Genomic DNA, 16,810 nt, shown 5'->3' with positions numbered 1-16,810 from the left:
CTACTCTAGAATGAAGCCTCGTTTCCTCAAGTCACGGAGCCCATTGGTGCTGCCTCAGGCGACCGATGCGTAGCCTGACCGTGCCGCTCATGACGCTGACCCAAAGCCTGTTCCTGCTCGCCCTGCTGGTTGCTGCCGGCGCCTTCTTCTCGTTTGCCGAGATTGCCATGGCGGCCTCACGCCGCCTGCGGCTTCGCCAGATGGCCGAACAAGGCGATCCTCGGGCAGAACGCGTGATGCGGGTGCAGGAGCAGCCGGGACACTACTTCACGGTGATCCAGATCGGCGTGAACGCGATTGGCGTGCTGGGCGGCGTGGTGGGCGAAGGCATGCTGAGCCCGTATTTCACGCCGCTCTTTGCCCTGTGGGTGGGGCCGGATGCGGCCGGCACGCTGGGCTTTCTGACAGCGTTCCTCCTGGTGACGAGCCTGTTCATCCTGGGTTCGGACCTCGTGCCCAAGCGCGTGAGCATGGCTGTCCCCGAAAAGGCCGCCGTGCGCATCATCGCCCCCATGCTGTTTCTCATGATGGTGCTCAAGCCCATGGTCTGGCTCTACGCCAAACTCACCGACGGGCTCATGGCGCTGCTCAAGCTGCCGCAAAAACGCGACGAGAGCATTACCTCGGACGACATCCTCGCGCTCACCGAAGCCGGTGCCCTGTCTGGCGCGCTGGAGCGGCGCGAGCAGCAAGTCATCGAGAACGTCTTCGAGCTGGATACGAGGACCGTGCCCAGCTCGATGACAGCACGCGAGCACATCGCCTACTTCCTGATCGACGACCCTGACGACGTCATCCGCGCCCGCATTGCCAAGGAGCCCTACGCTGCCTACCCCGTGTGCGACAAGGACATCGATCATGTGGTGGGCTATGTCGAGGCACGGGACCTCTTTCAGAGCGTGCTCAACGGCAAGCCGATCCGCCTGCGCGAGGGCGACCTCATCCGCAAGGCGCTCGTGCTGCCGGATCGCCTGACGCTGGCCGAGGTGCTGGACCAGTTCCGCCAGATCGGGCAGGACTTCGCGATCGTCGTGAATGAGTACAGCCTGGTGGTGGGCATCATCACCCTGAACGACGTAATGAGCACCGTGATGGGCGGCATGATGCCGGATTGGGACGACGACACCATCGTGCGCCGCGACGAGAACTCCTGGCTGATCGACGGCAACGCCGCCATCCAGGACGTGCAGCGCGTGCTGGAGATCGACGATCTGCTCCACGAAGACGAGTACGAGACGCTGGCAGGCTTTCTGATGGTAATGCTGCGCCGCGTGCCGCGCCGCACGGATTCCGTCACCTGGGGCGGCTACAAGTTCGAGGTGATGGACGTCGACAGCTATCGCATCGATCAGGTGCTCGTGACGCGGATCACCGACGCCACGAGCAGCAAGACGACGCGTGAGACGACGCCCACGGCAGCGTCCTGAGGCGGACGTCTGCCCTGGGACTGGCGTCGGGCCGCGTCGGGCCCCCGCCATTCAAGGCATTAGTTGACCTGGATGTCGTTGGCCTTGACGACTTCCTGCCAGCGCTCGGTCTCGGCCTTCACGAAAGCCGTGAAATCCGCGCTGCTGCTACCCACCGGCGTCAGACCCAGGTTGCGCAGGCGTTGCTGCACGGCCGGATCGGCCACCACCTCCTGGAGCAGGGATTCGAGCTTGGCCACCACGTCCGGCGGCGTCCCGGACGGCAGGAAGACACCATTCCACTCATTGACGTCGAAGCCTGCGATGCCGGATTCGGCAATCGTCGGCACCTCAGGCAGCTCAGGCATGCGTTTGGCCGAGGACACAGCGATGGCGCGCAGCTTGCCGCCCTTCACGTAATTCAGGCTCGAGGCAGCATTGGCGAAATACGTGTCGACCTGGCCGGACATGACATCCACCAGCGCGGGCGCGCCGCCCTTGTAGGGGATGTGGACCATCTCGATGCCGGCACTGCGGTTCAGCAATTCGCCCGCCAGATGCGCCAGGCTGCCCGGGCCATAGGACGCAAAGGTGTAGGCCCCGGCCTTTTCCTTGGCCTGGGTCAGCAGCGAACCGATGTCCTCGAACTTCGACTGGGTCGACACCACGAGAATGTTCGGCACGGTGATCGCTTGCGAGACCGGCACGAAGTCCTTGTCGATGTCGTAAGGCAACTGGCGCACGGCTGGGTTGATCGCGAATGCCGAGGCTTCGTAGAGCACGGTGTAGCCATCGGCCTTGGCGCGGGCGACGTAGGCCGTGCCGATGGAGCCGCTCGCGCCGCCCTTGTTCTCGACCACCACCGTCTGGCCACTGCGCTCGGACAAGCCTTGCGCAATGATGCGGGCCGCATTGTCCGCCCCGCCGCCGGCAGAGTACGGCACGACCATCGTGATGGTCTGATCCGGGTAGGCCGCCAGGGCAGTCAGCGGAAAGGACACGGCGGTGGCGATCGCCAGGCTGTGAAAGGCGAAACGGGACATTGACAGAACTCCTCGGTCGTTATCGTTGGAATAGGCGCCGTCTCAGACGGTGGCCAGGGGGTTCACGGGCGCGCCGACGAGGCCCGGCAGGTACATCGGCGCAGCCGTCAGGAAAAACGCGTGTCGTCCGCGTGCGCGCAACCAGGTCGCGAGCGGGGTCAGATGCCAGAGCTCGCCCAGCGGCAGGCCCAGCTTGAAGAGGCAGTGTTCGTGCAGCGGGAGCAGTGGCCCCGGGCCATGTTCGAGCGCGTGATTGCGCTGCTCCACGGCATGGTTGTCGGCTGCGATGGCTGCGATGCGCGATGCCGTGATCCACGCGAGCAGCGCAGGATCCCGACCATCCAGCACGCAGCAGGACGAGCGCAATTGCTCGAGCTCGGCATCCGGCAGGTGCAGCGCGAGATCGGCCAGGCCCGTGTGCAGGCACAGCACGTCGCCCGGGCGCACCTCCACGCCGTCCTGCGCCATCACCGCCATGAGCTCGGCGTGCGAGACGCGGCGAAAGCCGTCGCCGAAGTGGGCGCGCAGATCCACCATCACGCCGCGCCCCTGAATGCCATGGGTGGCCATGGGCGTGATGGACAGCTCGCGCGTGCCGCGAAATGGGCTCTCGCGCGCGTCCGACACGGCAAAGCCGTTGTAGCCCGTTGGCTGACGCTCGCCCGAGCCGTGCGCGTCGTAGAGCGACCCCACGTGCGCCAGGGCATCCCACTGGGTCGAATACTGCGGCGAGAGCGCGACGCGGTCGTCGCTCACCACGTCCGTCGCGCCCGGCACGTCGCGTTCCAGCGGATACCGGTAGACCGGCAAGTCATTCTTCTCCGCGGGCTGGATCACCGGCCCGCGCCGGCGCGGATTGAGCACCGGTGCGCGCGGCACGTCCAGCGGCAGGCTAAGGCTGAAGCACACGCCTTCTCGGATCTCGGCCAGTGCAGCGAGGCGCTGCGCCGGCTGCAGGTGGTTCAGGGTGCCCAGCTGATCGTCGGGACCGAAGTCGCCCCAGTTCGATCCTTCGGGGCGGCGGGCCCAGCGCGGTGATGTGGTCATGCGAGTCTCCTGGTGGCGGCGAGCGCCATCTCGTTCACGGTGCCATCGAGGGCGACCGGCTTCAATGCACGGCGGCGTTGGCGCGCAAGGCCTGAATGTCATCGGCGGAAAAGCCGGCCTCGGCCAGGATGGCATCGCCGTGCTCGCCCAGTGCCGGCGCACCGGCAGGTGCATCCGGCGTCACCCCGCCGAAGTCCGCCCAACGGGTCAGGCCGCGATAGCGCACGGTGCGGGTCTGAAGATCGCCCACGTAATCCATGGCCTGCACCTGAGGATGATCGAACATGTCGCCGATGCGGTTGACGACGGAACACGGCACGCTCTGGCCAAAGCGCTCTGCCCACGCGGCCGCTGGCGCGCGCGCCAGCGCTTCACGCAGACGGGCCACGAGCACGTCCGCGTGTTGCGCGCGCTTTTTCACAGAATCGTAGGCGGTATCGGTCGCCAGATCATCGAGCCCCGTGTGTTCGCACAGCGACTGCCAGAACCTCGGCGTATTGGCCGACAAGTACAAGTAACCCTCTGCCGTGGGATGAATGCCCGTCACGCCCCCCGATCGCATGTCGCGCTCGATGTGGCGGGGCTCGTCGTCGGCCCACACCAGCCGTGCGGACTGCATGGCGAGTGCGCTCCCCAGCAGCGACAGCTTGATGACTTGGCCGTGGCCTGTGCGCTCGCGCTGGTAGAGCGCGGCACCGATGCTGCTCGCGATGAGCGAGGCGCCGTAGTAATCCACCACCGATCCATACAGGATCTCTGGCTCACCATCGCCCTTGGCCTGCGACGCGCACATGCCCGTCATGGATTGCAGGACCTGGTCGTAACCCGCGTGGCGTGCCATCGGCCCGGCATCCCCGTAACCCGTCATGGCACAGATGATCAGGCGTGGATTGAGCGCATGCAGCGTAGCTGCGTCGATACCCAGCCGTTCCGGCACGCCAGGACGGAAGTTGTGCACCAGGACGTCCGCCTGGGCGGCCAGCCGGTGGATCACCTCGCGACCGCCCGGCGCTTTCAGATCCAGGCACAGACCACGCTTTCCACGATTGACACCCAGGAAAGCGCGGCTTTCCTTGGGCAGTGTCGACGGATATTTGCGCAGGTTGTCGCCCTCGGGCGGTTCGACCTTGGTGACCGTGGCGCCCATGTCGGCCAGCAACGCACAGCCGTAAGGCCCCGCAATGTAGGCACTGAGATCGAGGATGCGAACGCCATCGAGCGGCAGAGAATCGGCAGAAGGAATGTGCATGAGGGACCTGTCGTTCATTGTCCTGCTGCGAGCAGGATGTCGCGCGCCCGGCGCACGAAAGGCGCGTCGATCATCTTGCCGTCGAGCAGGAAGGCACCGGTGTCGGGCTGTCGTTCGCTTTCGTCCACCAGACGACGGGCGTGGGCGATCTCTTCAGGCGAGAAGCCGTAGACCGAGTTGGCCAGCGCGATCTGACTGGGGTGGATGCAGGACTTGCCGAGATACCCCAGGCGTCGTGACAGCATGGCTTCAGCGCGAAAGCCGTCGGGATCGCCCACGTTCGCATAGGCGGCGTCGAGCACGTACTTGCCGGCCTCGCCTGCGGCCAATCGCAGCGTCAGCATCACCTGCCGCAACGTGGCCGGATCATGGCGATCGATGCCGAGTGGCTCGAAGAGATCTGCCAGGCCGAGTTGCAGCCCTTGCACCCTCGCATGCGCCTTGGCGATGCCGGTGGCCTGGGCAAGGGCACCTGGCGTCTCGATGGTGATGAGGAGATCTGCGGCAATGCCGGCGGCGTCCAGCGCCGCGACTGTCGACTGTACCTGCGCTGCCGTCTCCAGCTTGGGGACATTGACGAGGTGCACCGGCAGGCCCGCGAGCCTCGTCAGATCGTCGGCAAAGTCGTCGGTGTCGGGTGCGTTCACGCGGACGATAATCTTTTTCTCATATGGAGGCGCAAGCTGTGCCAGCCAAGCGCGCAGCGCCTCCCGGGCGGCGCCCTTGCGCGAGGCGGCTACAGCGTCTTCCAGGTCAAACGACAAGGCATCCGCAGCACTCGCGAAGGCCTTGTCGAAGAGCTCGGGGCGCGAGGCGGGAACGAACAGTTTGCTTTTCATGGTCATCGGCTTCCTGAGCGCCGATTGTGACGGCGTCGTCGTACCCGAGGTACCCCTGGCGGCTACGATCAAACGATAGAATCGCTATCATGAACACCGACTTTCTCAGGACGCTGATCGCCGTGGCCGATCACGGTTCGATGGCCGAGGCCGCACGTCGGCTGGGCCTCACCCATGGCGCCGTGGCCCAGCAGATCCGCGTGCTCGAAGCCGATTGGGGCGTGCCACTGGTCGCCCGGGCAGGCCGTACCGTGCACCTGACAGATCGTGCGGAGCAGTTGCTCGCTCCCGTGCGCGAGGCCCTGGAGCGCGTCGACCGGATCCGCCAATTGGCACGGACCGACGACATCACGGGCGAGCTGCGACTGGGCGCTGGGCAAACGGCACTTAACTCCGTGGTGCCTGTCATTCTGAAGATGCTGCTCGCGCGCTACCCACGCGTGCGGGTGGATTTGCGTCCTGGCCATTCCAGCGACTTCTATCCCGCCATCGAGCGCGGCGATCTGGATGCTGCCATTGCACTGGAGGCCCCATACGCACTGCCCAAACGTCTCGGCTGGCAGCTGCTGCGCGAGGAGCCTCATGTGTTGGTGGCCGCAGCGCATCATGCTGGCCAGGACCCACACACGCTCATGCGCACCTTGCCGTTCCTCCGCTATGACCGGGCACACTGGGGCGGCCGACAGATCGAGGACTATCTGCAGCGATGCGGGATTCCGGTGCAGGAGCGCTTCGAACTCAACGCCATCGAATCGATTGCAGCGATGGCAAGCCAGGACTTGGGCGTGGCCATCCTGCCGATGTCGACCAACGGCGTCATCGAGCGGCTGGGGCTGGCGACGTTGCCACTGCCCCTGCCTTGCGCCCCTCGGCGCTTCGGCCTCATCTGGTCACGAGCCTCGCCGCGCCAAGTATTGATCGACGTGGTGCGGGATGCCGCGGCGCGCGAATATGCGCGCGTCGCGGCCCCGAGCACTCTGCGTCGTCAACGAGCAGCATCGTCAGGCAGGGCGACACCTTGACCGCGTGGGAGTGCAGCCCAGAAGCGTGCGCCCGACGCCCACGCCTCAACCCTTGTCAGCCGCCTTGGCGTTACCGCCGCCAGCTTCGGCCAGCACCGTCAGCTTCTCGTCGGTGGCTTTCTCCTCGGCCAGCGTTTCCTTGAGCAGCTGCAATCCCTTGGTGTAGCCCAACTGCTTGGCCACGGCGCACAACGTGCCATAGCTGGCGATTTCGTAGTGCTCGACCTTTTGCGCAGCCCCGATGAGCGCGGCATCGCGCACGGGGCCCTTCTCCACCTCGTCGATCATCTCACGCGATTCTTCGACCAGGCCTTCCATGGCCGCGCATTTGATCCGCTTCAAGCGGAGCTCGTGCGCATCGACCAGCGCGTCGATGCGCTCGATCTGGCCCCGGGTTTCTTCGAGATGCTGTGTGAAGGCAGCCGCAAGCTCCGGGTTCTCGGCGGCCCGTGCCATGCGCGGCAATGCGCGGGCGAGTTGCTTCTCGGCGCTATAGACATCCGAGAGTTCGTGGATGAAAAGGTCTTCGAGGGTCTTGACCGTCATGATGCGTTCTCCGGTTGGCGTTGAGGATCAGGGATTGCGCGGGCCCGACTTCTTGTCGAGCTTCCACGGCGTGTCGTCGCGCGGACTGAAGATGCCCGGCTCACTGTCGGCGTCGGGATCCGGCGAGCCATCAAAGCGCGTGGCCCGCTTGCTCTCGTTTTCCTGAGGCTGATGGTCATCCTTTTTGTTGGCACTTTCGATGCCCTTCTGGACATCGTTCGCGATGTCGACCTGCTCATCGCGCTCGTCTTCCTTCTTGTCATGCGTCGCCATGCGGCACCTCCGTTACGGGACAGATGACGCTCGTCGAGCAACGGCCATACCCGCAGACCCTCGTCAATCAACAGCCGAGCTGGAAACGATGGCGAGGCAAGGCCGGGATGCGGCCACGGTCGAGCGACAGATCCTGCGGCGGTTGCGAATAGTCGAGTCGAGGACGCAAATGACCGAGAGTGGCATCGATGAGTGCCACGGCAAGCGCCTCCCCGGGGCAGCGATGATGGTCTTGCACACTGCCCGCACCTTGCGCCACCAAGCCATACGTCGGCACCGGATCAGCGAGAAAGCGCTCCGGACGAAAGGTGTCGGCATCGTTCCAGGCGCGGGCGTCGCGATTGGTGCCGTGCAGGTCAAGCATCACCCGGGAGCCGGCATGCACGCGCACACCCTGCCAATCGAACGTTTCCTTGGCGTTGGCCACCAGTACCGGAAAGAAGGGATAGAAGCGGCGCACCTCGTCGCAGAAGGCCTGCCGATGCCGGGCATCGTGCCAAGGCGTGCGTTCACGCACCTGCGGCCAGGCATACAGTGCGTGCACGGCGAACTGGATGAACACGGCCACCGCCACGATCGGACGCACGACATTGAGCAGCTCGGCGGCTGCCACCCGCGGGCGCAACAGCTCGCCACCCTCCTCATAGCCGGCGATGACCGCCAAGGCGCTACCCGTCGACACATCCAGCTTACCGGCTCTCACGTCCCGAACGATGGCAGCGAGCCATTGCTCAGCCCGTCCCCGGGCGCGACGCGAACGCAGGTGCGCCCACGGGCCGCGGACCGCATCGTCGAACAAGGCCACGAGATCCGCACGCCGCACGGGCATCTCGTGCCGGTTGACAGGAATACCTGCCCAGGCAAAGGCAGCATCCGCGAGGACGGCATGGCTCGCGGTGTAGATGTCCACCTCGCCCTGACCGCTGCGCTGACGGGCGATTCGCTCCCAACCCTGCGTGACTCGGCCAGCCAGGTCCGCAGCGGCTTCGGCATCGAGCAGACGCACGAACACGCCTTTGCGCCGCCGATGCCGTTCGCCGTCGAGCCCTTGCACGGTACCTTTCCCGAAGAGCGTGGCCTGTAGCGGCTCAGGGGCAGCGCCCGTGCGCGTCAGCGCGGACGATTCGTAGAACATGCGAGCGGCCTCCGGCCCTGACACGCACAAGGTGCGCTTGAGCAGGATGCGCGCTTCGAACACATCGCTGTGTCATCGGCGCTGAAGCTTGGGGATAAAGCCGTAGGGATCGGCGAGCAACGCGAAGCCGCTCTCCAGTTGCGGGGCCTTGGGAAGCGGGAAGGCAATCGTCAATGGCATGGGTCTCCTTGCGCGTGCAGCCGCGGGGGCTGCAGATGGGATGCCCCTGTCTTCAGGCAAAGCCCATGCCCCTGCCGTTGAGCGCAGGCACAGAACATGCTGCCACGCGCCGTCGCGCACGCCGATCCCTGGCCTGCCGCGCCCTCCACCTGACGAATCCTGCATGACTTACCCGACGTGGACCCCGTGGGTCACCCGTTGCGCGCCTGTGTCGACCGCGCGCCCTGATGCTTCCGGTCCTTTTACCGCGTGGAGCCGCACATGAGCGCCGCTCGCCTGCGTTTGCGGCTTGCCTCTCGCGCCTCGCTCATCATGGAGCCGCGAGCGGTGGCCCCTGAGCCGTCGGTCCCCACCGACATCACGCCGACCGCGGCCCAGACCGACCTCGGTGCGGTCACGACGCCTGCCCAGTCGACAGTGACAACGCATTGGGCCGTCGCGGCCGCCTGACGGCGGTACGCGACGCCCGCAGGGCCATCAGTCCAGGCGAATGCCCATCTCGCGGATGAGGGTGCCGAACTTGGTCTCCTCTTCTGCCAGGGTGGCAGCCAGCGCGTCGGGCGTGCTCCCCACCACGATCATGCCCGCGCCCTCCAGGCGCTCACGGACTTTCTCGCTGCGCAGGATGTCCACCACCTCGCGGTTGAGTTGGGCCACGATGGCGGGCGGCGTGCCGGCGGGCGCGAGCAGTGCTCCCCACGAGGCGGCAGAAAAGCCCGAGACCCCGGCCTCGGCCAGCGTCGGCACCTCGGGATACTGCGGCAGCCGCTGCTCGCCGGCAGCCGCCAGCAAGCGCAACTTGCCGCTGGCGATGTAGGCCTGGGTCGCGGGCAGCGAATCGATGGTGACGTCGACCCGGTCTGCCACCAGGTCCACGTGCGCCGGCGTGCTGCCCTTGTACGGGATGTGCGCCATGTCCAGCCCCGCCAGATCGTTCAGCCACTGCCCGAAGACGTGCGTGTTGCTGCCGCTGCCGGCCGATGCAAAGCTCAGCTCGCCGGGATGCGCCTTCGCGTAGGCGAGGAACTCCGCCACGTCCTTCGCCGGCAGCCCCGGCGCGGCCAGCAGCACGAGCGGGGTGCGCGCCGTCAGCGTGACGGGCGCGAAATCCTTGACCGGATCGTAGGGCAGGCCAGGCATCAGCGCCTTGCCGAAGACGTGCGAGCTCACCACGAGCGCCAACGTGTGGCCATCCGGCTGCGCACGCGCCACCGCCGCAGTGCCGATCGAGCCATTCGCCCCCGGACGATTCTCCACGGTGACGGGCTGGCCGAGCCGCGCGCCAAGCGGATCGGCGATCAGTCGCGCGGTGATGTCGGCCTGCCCGCCCGGCGCATAGGGCACGATGATGCGGATGGGCTGTTGCGGATAGTCGGCGGCCCGCGCCGCGAGCGGTGCGAGGGGTGCCGTCAGGGCCAGGCCCAGCGTCATCAGCCGGGCGATCGCGAGACGAAGGATCACGATGATCTCCTTGAGGTCAGGTTCAGCGGTCGAGCACGCCGTGGGACAGTCCGCGATCGAGCGGCGCGATGTTCACACGCACCATGTCGCGCAGCAACTGCACGATGGCCATGGAGCTTTCGCCCTCCGTGCCATCGACGATGAAGCGCGAGGTGCAGTAGCGCATCTCCCAGCCACCGGCATCCAGGCAGGCCTGGACGATGCGCTTCTCGAGCTCGGGCGACTGCACGAGATCCACGCTGCCGCAGAGGTACCCCAGCATGGCGGCGATGCCATACGCGCCCCAGTTGGAGATGGACGCGGGCAGGAAGATGTCGGTGGGCACGACCGTAGGCACGCCCACGCCACCCTCGTACTGGCAGCGCCGGCCGTAGGGATGGAAGTCCTTCATGAAGCCATGGATGCGGCCAAAACCGATCTCGTTGGCGTTGTCGCCGATGCCGATCGAGAGCACGCCACGGCGGGCGGCTTCCTCGAAGAGCGGCGAGATGTCGACATAGCCTTCCGGCACCACGCCGGTGGAGTAGTGCAGGATCCCGGCTTCGTTGGGCCCCAGCCGTTCGATCGCAATGATCGCCGTGGGCTGGTAGGTGGCAAAGAGGGTCGCCGCCCAGTCCGCCACGTCGGCCTGCGAGGTCGGTGCCGTCACGAGGCTCGCACCCATGCGGCGATCCCGCGCCAGCGGGTAGTCACGCACCATCAACCCTGCCGCGTGCGAGGCTGCCACCACGGGCGGCGCATGGCACTCCTCCGTCACGTACACCGGCACGGCCTTGAGCCCCCAGAAGAGCGCGCGGGCGAGGGACACGGCCCCGGGCGGCCCGTCGCTCTCGCCGTTGGGCGCTTCCGGCGCATAGCCGGCACCTGTCACGATCAGCACGCGGTCGCCCGGCTGGACCGCGTCGCGCAGCGCCTCGGCAGCACGCGTCGTGATGGGGCGTCCGCCCCCTTCCGCACGCGCTGCCGCGTAGATCGGGCCAATGATGTTGTGGTTCATCGCGCGATTGCGCATTTCGACGGTGACCAATCGGTCGACGTTCTCGCCAATGATGTCGGGCATGGATGCAGTCCATGTAGTGAGCAGGAATGCAGGCATTCTGCGCGAGCTCGATCATCATTCCCAATACAATTATTGGCGGCTACCATACCGAAATATTATTCTTGGTCTGATTGGTGTGTCAGTGAATCGTCCGCTCAATTTCCGGCAGCTCGAAGCGTTTCGCGCCGTCATGCTCACGGGCAGCATGACCGGTGCGGCCGGTGTGTTGCACATCTCGCAGCCGGCTGTCACGCGCCTCATCCGAGATCTCGAGGCGGACCTGAAGCTCGCCCTCTTTCATCGCCAGGGCCCGCAGATCGCACCCACCGCCGAAGCCCAGGTGCTCTACCGCGAAGCCGAACGGCAGTTCGCGGGCGCCGAGCGCATTCGCGACGTGGCGCGCGCCTTGCGCGAGACCCAGGCCGGCTATCTGCACGTCGGTGCCATGCCTACCCTCGCGGCATCCTGTCTGCCCGAGGCCGTGGCTTTGTTTCTCGCGCGCCATCCGAACGTCGTCGTCTCGGTGCATCCGGACAGCTCACCGCATCTGCTGGAGATGCTGCACGGCCAGCTCGACGTGGCCTACGCCGTGGTGCCTGGCGAAGGCCGCTTCGACCAGGACGTCTTTGCCGCGACCCCGGCGGTGTGCATGCTGCCGCCCGGGCATCGCCTGGCCACCCGGCGCACCGTCACCGTCAACGACCTGGACGGCGAGGATTTCATCGCCCTGGGCCTGAACAGCGTGCTCAGGCTGCAGATCAACGCCGCCATGCTCGGCGCGGGCGTGCGCCCGAACGTGCGTCTGGAGACAGTCAATTCCTCCACGGCCGCCGCCTACGTGGCACAAGGCATCGGCCTGGCCATCGTCGATCGGTTCGCGGCCCGGGTCCCGGCGGCTCAGGGCGTCGTCGTGCGCCCCTTTCGACCGGTCATCACCCTGCAGTTCTCCGCGGTGTATCGACCGGTCAACGGCCGCTCGACCCTGGCCGTGGCTTTCACGCAGGTGCTGCGCGAGCTGATCGACGACGCGGCGTGACGCCGCGCCATCGTGTCGATGCTTCAGGGCCGGCGCGCCAACGCGCCTGACTGCATCAAGGCATCGCCGGCGACAGGTGCATCTCCGACAGATAGTCGTTCACGCCCAAATGCAGGCCCGTGAGCGGCAACCGCACCTTGTGCAGCAACCAGGCCACGCCTTCTTCCGGCACGGTGAGCACCGGCGTCGTGTCATCGGGCATCCACTCCCGTGCATCGAGCTGAAAGCGCAGCGGCACCACCTTCATGCCCGGTTCCAGCGCATACGAGCGCCGCGCGGCTGCGCTGAAGCCGTCGATCGCCGAGAAGAAGCCATCGACCTCATAGCGGTCACGCCCCGCCCGATCCTGGGTATACGTCACGGCCAGCAGACCTTCGATCACCCCATCCTTGACCGGCACCGCCACCGGGATGGTGTAACGCGCGCTGTCGACCGCAAATTGCGACTCGTCGGGCAGCACCGCCACGGGAACACCGTCCAGCGCCAGCCATTCACGAGTGTTGGCCTGGAGTCCCTGCGCCCCCACGAAAGCCGGCTTCATGGCATAGACAGCCCGGTTGCGCGTCAGCGCGGCAAAGCTCGTGGCGAAGTGCAGATTGTCGATGCTCGCCACGACATCGGCGCCAACCAGTGCCGGCGTGCCGATTCGCGGTGCCGCGACCACGCCGTTTTGCGCCATGCCGGCGTAGCGCTGCACCCAGTTCTTGAGCGGCGGCGTCACATCGAGTGCTGCGTAAGCATTCATCGTGGGAACGTTCGTGGCGCTGCGGCTCGGGAAATACAGCGTGAGGCCGCTCACTGGCGCAAGCCTCGGCCCGCGCACGTTGTGCACCACCGCGGCCGCCATGGCCGACTCGACTGCCGCAAGCTGCATCGAAGGCACCTGCAAGGCGGGCTGGCGCATGAAGTCGAGCACGTCGACCAGATCCCGGATGCCGCCGAAGAAGGGGCCGGTGTCGAAGTCCAGGGCGTGTTGGCGCGCGTAAGCCACATCCAGCCATGCATCCGCGCCCTGGGCCTGCAGCCGGGTATCCACGGCGGTGGCCGCATCCGCAATGGCCGTGGTGAGCGCAGGCAACGCCTGCAGATCCGTGATCGAGAAGGTAGCGAAGTCGCCCTGCTCGCCCGCGATCTGCTTGGCAAGGAAAGAATCGGCGATCACGCGGCCGAGCACATCGCCTTGCGTCAGCGGGCGCGCGGCGAGCTCATTCAGGATGGCTTCCCAATCCCAGCCCGGGCCCGGCTCGACTTCCTGCGAGGCGGCCAGGTATTTGCCGTAGGGCTGCAACGCCTGCGCGACCTCCACGCTTGCCATGAGACAGGCGTCGAAGCCGATCAGCTCGAATTGGGCATTCGAGCCTTGCAGGCCGTCGCGCACGGCGGCCGTGAGCTGCGGCAGCGAGAGGTGCTCGTGGCCAAAGTTCTCGTCAAAGCCGAAGCCGCCGTTGGGCCCGCCACCATGGTTCCAGAAGACAAGCACATAGCGCTCGGCGGGGTACGTGGCCAAGCCCCAGCGAATGAAGTCACGCAAGGCCTGCGGCCGACCCAAGCTGAAGGCGCCGAGTTCGTCGAGCGTCGTCAGCTGGCCATCGGCGATGCGCTGTCGCTTGACCGTGTGCCAGCCCGGCTTGTCTGCGCCGCCCGTCTGCATCAGCACGTTGACGTCGCGCGTGGCGGTGGCAGCGAGCATCTCTTCGATATTCTCCGTGGCGGCATTGCCACCACTTTCGAGATCGGAGCCGACCATATAGACCAGCATGGTCGTGCTCGCGCGCGCTGCAGGCTCGGCAGGCGTCGGCGCCGGCGTGTCCGTTCCTGGCGTGACAGGCGCAGGCTGGGGTGCCGGACCCGGACCGGGTGTCGGCTCTGTCGCGGGGGGCGCGGCGGGCGCAGGCGCCGGTGCATCATCGCCACCGCCGCAACTGGCCAAGCCCAGGAGCAGCGCGTAGCCCAGACTGCGAAGCCATCGATTCATCAGAGTCTCACATATTGTCACGAAAGTGAGCGAATCGTAGCAAATCTGGGCGCGATGCCCGATGACCCTCGGAACAGGTTTCTGGGCTATCGTCCCTCGCAAGGCGTCCCGGGCAACAACGCACACCTGCGGGCCTGGTCAGCCCACGGGGTCACCATCATGAAGATCGCTGTGCTCGACGATTACCAACATGCCGCTGTCGCCAGTGCCGATTGGTCCCTCCTCGGGCCCGACGCCGAGCTCGTCTTCCTGCACGAGCCGCTAGGCGAGCACGCAGCCGAGCAGTTGGCCGATGCCGAGGTCATCGTTGCCATGCGCGAGCGCACCGCGTTTCCGGCGGCGCTGCTGCAGCGCCTGCCCCGGCTGCGCCTCTTGGTCACGACCGGAATGCGCAATGCCTCGATCGATCTCGCGGCCTGCGATGCACAAGGGGTGACGGTGTGCGGTACGGCAAGCGATCCCCTGCTGGCAGCAGAACAGGCATGGGCTTTGGTCCTGGCGCTCTACAAACGCATCCCGGGCAATGATGCCGACACCCGGCGCGGGCACTGGCAGACAAGCCTTGGCCGCTCGGTGCGAGGCGATACCCTGGGCGTGATCGGACTGGGCAAGCTTGGCGCTGCCCTCGCCCGGTATGGTCAGGCATTCGGCATGCGCGTGCTTGCCTGGAGCCCCCATCTCACTCCCGAGCGGTGTGCCGTGCACGGTGTGACGTACGCCACGAAGGCGGACCTGCTCGCACAATCCGACGTGGTGTCCTTGCACCTGGTGTTGAGCGCCTCGACACGGCACATATTGGCCGCCGACGATTTCGCCCGCATGAAGCCGCAGGCGTATCTGGTGAACACGTCGCGTGGGGGTCTGGTGGACGAAGCCGCCCTGTGCGTGGCGTTGCAGTCGGGCCAGCTTGGCGGCGCCGGGCTGGACGTGTTCGCCGAGGAGCCGCTGCCGGCCAGCGCACCCATCCTGCGCGCACCCCACACCGTATTGAGCCCGCACATGGGCTACGTGAGCGCCCAGAACTACCAGACCTACTACGGCCAGGCCATCGAAGACATCCTCGCCTGGCAAGCCGACACGCCCATACGGGTATTGCGTGCCACCTGAGGCACCACCGCTACACTGCGCCGCATGACTGCCACCACCCGCTCACTGCTGCGCGACTACCTGCGCGCCAAGGACGAGAATCGCGTCCTGTTCCTGCGCCGGGGCTTTGCCCCGGATGTCTCCCTCATCATGGGGCTCAACACTGACGAGATCAGCTTCCCGGCCCAGTCGCTGGGCGTCGAGGCCGTGGCCGAGACGCTGGCGGTGCGCTTCAATCAGACGTACGAGAACATCTTCACGTTCTATCTGGCGTTGCCCCCGGATGACGCGACCACCGAAGCCTTCCATTGCGGCTGGATGGTGGGCATGACCGAGAAGGCCACGGGCAACGTGCGCGTGGGCTGTGGCACCTACGAGTGGCTGTTCGATCTCGAGCCCTATCGCGTGAAGGGCCTGCGCATCATCATCGAGCACATGCGCAACCTGCCATCGAGTGATGCCGACGCCGTGTTCGACTGGCTGCTGGCAGCACCCTACCCGTTCGCGGATCCACGCGCGCTGGCCGCCACGATCCCGGCCATCGACGCGCTCTCCCCAGTAAGGACGTTCCTGGCCGGCCAGCCGGTGCTCGCATCACGCAGCACCACGCAGTAACTCGTCCTGCCGTTCTCACGCCACAGGGCGGCGTCGACATGCAGCGACACCGGCGAGAGCGCGCCCTCCGGGGTCGTCTCCAGGCGCATCGACACCCGCGCATGATCGGCGCTCTCCTCGGCTGACAGCCGGCGCAGCCCTGGCATGAGCGTGCCGGGCAGCAGGCTCTCCAGCAACTGACCGCGCGCCTCGCCCGCGGCCACGCCCAAGAGCGCATGGGCCGCGTCGTTCCAGGAGGTGACGCGACCCGCGCCATCCGTGCAGATCACGGCATCCGAGACAGCTTGAGCCAAGGTCTCGAACCGGCGCCGGCTTGCCTGGCGCGCCAGTTCGAGACGGCGCAGCTCGAGCTTGTCCATCACGAAGCCCGCGAGGTCACGCAAGTCGGCGCATTGCGCTTCGGTGGGCCGCGGCCGGGCCTGGGTATCGATGATGCACAGCGTGCCCACGACATAGCCGAGCGGACTCACCAGGGGACAACCCGCATAGAAACGAATGAAGGGGTAGCCGAGCACCAGCGCATTGTCAGCAAAGCGCGGATCGCGACGCGCATCGGGCACGATGAGCAGATCGTGGCTCCCCAGGGCATGGGCGCAGAATGACGATTCCCGCGCCGTCTCGCACACGCTCAGGCCAACACCCGCGGCGAAAAGCTGGCGCTCAGATTCCACCAGCGACACCAGGGCGATGGGGACCTGGAACGTTCGCGCGGCCAGCTGGACCAGTCGGTCAAAGCCAGGATCGTCCAGCGGGGTGCGGACACCGTACTCCGACAGCGCCGCCAGGCGGCTGGCTTCGTCCTGCAGGATGGGAAAGGAAGACATGGACTTGGGACTCGCCAATTTGCCCCCCGCCCAC

Annotated in this window: 16 protein-coding genes and 1 pseudogene; 6 read left to right on the top strand and 11 right to left on the bottom strand. The window is 66.5% G+C overall.

All coding sequences use genetic code 11. From position 1 onward, the window contains the following. The first annotated feature begins 89 nt into the window (after nt 1-89). Nucleotides 90-1,427 carry a polyamine export protein PaeA gene (gene paeA / locus IMZ29_RS13295; RefSeq protein WP_216184791.1) on the top strand — a complete coding sequence of 446 codons (1,338 nt, stop codon included), beginning with the start codon at nt 90-92 and terminating at the stop codon, nt 1,425-1,427. A 59-nt stretch (nt 1,428-1,486) separates the two neighbouring features. On the opposite strand, the gene IMZ29_RS13290 is transcribed toward paeA, so the two are convergent. From IMZ29_RS13290 to IMZ29_RS13275, 4 genes are all read right to left on the bottom strand, one after another. Beyond that, nucleotides 1,487-2,449, bottom strand: a complete 963-nt coding sequence (locus IMZ29_RS13290; protein ID WP_216184690.1) for a tripartite tricarboxylate transporter substrate binding protein — start codon at nt 2,447-2,449, stop codon at nt 1,487-1,489. 42 nt (nt 2,450-2,491) lie between these two features. Continuing rightward, entirely contained in the window at nt 2,492-3,496 is a 1,005-nt protein-coding gene (locus IMZ29_RS13285; RefSeq protein ID WP_216184688.1) for a cyclase family protein, read from the bottom strand. 61 nt (nt 3,497-3,557) lie between these two features. Then, nucleotides 3,558-4,745 (bottom strand): CaiB/BaiF CoA transferase family protein, encoded by a 1,188-nt coding sequence (locus IMZ29_RS13280; protein ID WP_216184686.1) that lies wholly within the window; start codon nt 4,743-4,745, stop codon nt 3,558-3,560. Nucleotides 4,746-4,759: 14 nt separating this feature from the next. Continuing rightward, entirely contained in the window at nt 4,760-5,584 is an 825-nt protein-coding gene (locus IMZ29_RS13275) for an HpcH/HpaI aldolase/citrate lyase family protein (RefSeq protein WP_216184685.1), read from the bottom strand. 89 nt (nt 5,585-5,673) lie between these two features. On the opposite strand from IMZ29_RS13275, the gene IMZ29_RS13270 reads away from it, so the two are divergent. Further along, the gene (locus tag IMZ29_RS13270) at nt 5,674-6,606 is read left to right on the top strand and encodes a LysR substrate-binding domain-containing protein (RefSeq protein WP_216184683.1); all 933 of its coding nucleotides are present in this window, start codon (nt 5,674-5,676) and stop codon (nt 6,604-6,606) included. A gap of 45 nt (nt 6,607-6,651) precedes the next feature. Here the strand turns inward: IMZ29_RS13270 and IMZ29_RS13265 are convergent, their stop codons facing one another. The 3 genes from IMZ29_RS13265 to IMZ29_RS13255 all read right to left on the bottom strand — a co-directional run bounded on the left by IMZ29_RS13265 (nt 6,652) and on the right by IMZ29_RS13255 (nt 8,623). Continuing rightward, nucleotides 6,652-7,152: a YciE/YciF ferroxidase family protein gene (locus IMZ29_RS13265; protein ID WP_216184681.1), complete on the bottom strand. Its 501-nt coding sequence runs from the start codon at nt 7,150-7,152 to the stop codon at nt 6,652-6,654. 27 nt (nt 7,153-7,179) lie between these two features. Then, nucleotides 7,180-7,425, bottom strand: coding sequence for a hypothetical protein (locus IMZ29_RS13260; protein WP_216184678.1), 246 nt, complete (start codon nt 7,423-7,425; stop codon nt 7,180-7,182). A gap of 67 nt (nt 7,426-7,492) precedes the next feature. After that, complete coding sequence (locus IMZ29_RS13255) at nt 7,493-8,623, bottom strand: cytochrome P450 (RefSeq protein ID WP_216184674.1); 1,131 nt, start codon at nt 8,621-8,623, stop codon at nt 7,493-7,495. Between the two features lie 378 nt (nt 8,624-9,001). Between IMZ29_RS13255 and IMZ29_RS13250 the strand changes: the two genes are divergently transcribed. Then, nucleotides 9,002-9,190: a hypothetical protein gene (locus tag IMZ29_RS13250; RefSeq protein WP_216184671.1), complete on the top strand. Its 189-nt coding sequence runs from the start codon at nt 9,002-9,004 to the stop codon at nt 9,188-9,190. Between the two features lie 27 nt (nt 9,191-9,217). Here the strand turns inward: IMZ29_RS13250 and IMZ29_RS13245 are convergent, their stop codons facing one another. Both IMZ29_RS13245 and IMZ29_RS13240 read right to left on the bottom strand, forming a co-directional pair. Further along, complete coding sequence (locus IMZ29_RS13245; protein WP_216184670.1) at nt 9,218-10,201, bottom strand: Bug family tripartite tricarboxylate transporter substrate binding protein; 984 nt, start codon at nt 10,199-10,201, stop codon at nt 9,218-9,220. A 22-nt stretch (nt 10,202-10,223) separates the two neighbouring features. After that, entirely contained in the window at nt 10,224-11,261 is a 1,038-nt protein-coding gene (locus tag IMZ29_RS13240) for a glutamate cyclase domain-containing protein (protein WP_216184668.1), read from the bottom strand. 121 nt (nt 11,262-11,382) lie between these two features. On the opposite strand from IMZ29_RS13240, the gene IMZ29_RS13235 reads away from it, so the two are divergent. After that, entirely contained in the window at nt 11,383-12,276 is an 894-nt protein-coding gene (locus tag IMZ29_RS13235; protein ID WP_216184666.1) for a LysR family transcriptional regulator, read from the top strand. Nucleotides 12,277-12,331: 55 nt separating this feature from the next. On the opposite strand, the gene IMZ29_RS13230 is transcribed toward IMZ29_RS13235, so the two are convergent. Beyond that, the gene (locus tag IMZ29_RS13230; RefSeq protein ID WP_216184663.1) at nt 12,332-14,251 is read right to left on the bottom strand and encodes a clostripain-related cysteine peptidase; all 1,920 of its coding nucleotides are present in this window, start codon (nt 14,249-14,251) and stop codon (nt 12,332-12,334) included. A gap of 159 nt (nt 14,252-14,410) precedes the next feature. Between IMZ29_RS13230 and IMZ29_RS13225 the strand changes: the two genes are divergently transcribed. Next, the gene (locus tag IMZ29_RS13225) at nt 14,411-15,358 is read left to right on the top strand and encodes a D-2-hydroxyacid dehydrogenase family protein (protein ID WP_216184661.1); all 948 of its coding nucleotides are present in this window, start codon (nt 14,411-14,413) and stop codon (nt 15,356-15,358) included. A gap of 24 nt (nt 15,359-15,382) precedes the next feature. Then, on the top strand, nt 15,383-15,952 hold the full coding sequence (locus IMZ29_RS22795) for a hypothetical protein (protein WP_253207100.1): 570 nt from the start codon (nt 15,383-15,385) through the stop codon (nt 15,950-15,952). A 32-nt stretch (nt 15,953-15,984) separates the two neighbouring features. Here IMZ29_RS22795 and IMZ29_RS13220 read toward each other — a convergent pair. Continuing rightward, a pseudogene (locus IMZ29_RS13220) lies at nt 15,985-16,776 on the bottom strand (GAF domain-containing protein); the annotation flags it as partial. Nucleotides 16,777-16,810 lie beyond the last annotated feature (34 nt).

It is taken from the genome of Verticiella alkaliphila (assembly GCF_018904615.1).
GTDB classification, from domain to species: Bacteria; Pseudomonadota; Gammaproteobacteria; order Burkholderiales; family Burkholderiaceae_B; genus Verticiella; species Verticiella alkaliphila.
Note: the sequence above shows the minus strand (reverse complement) of the source record. Positions and strands in the feature narration are given on the sequence as shown.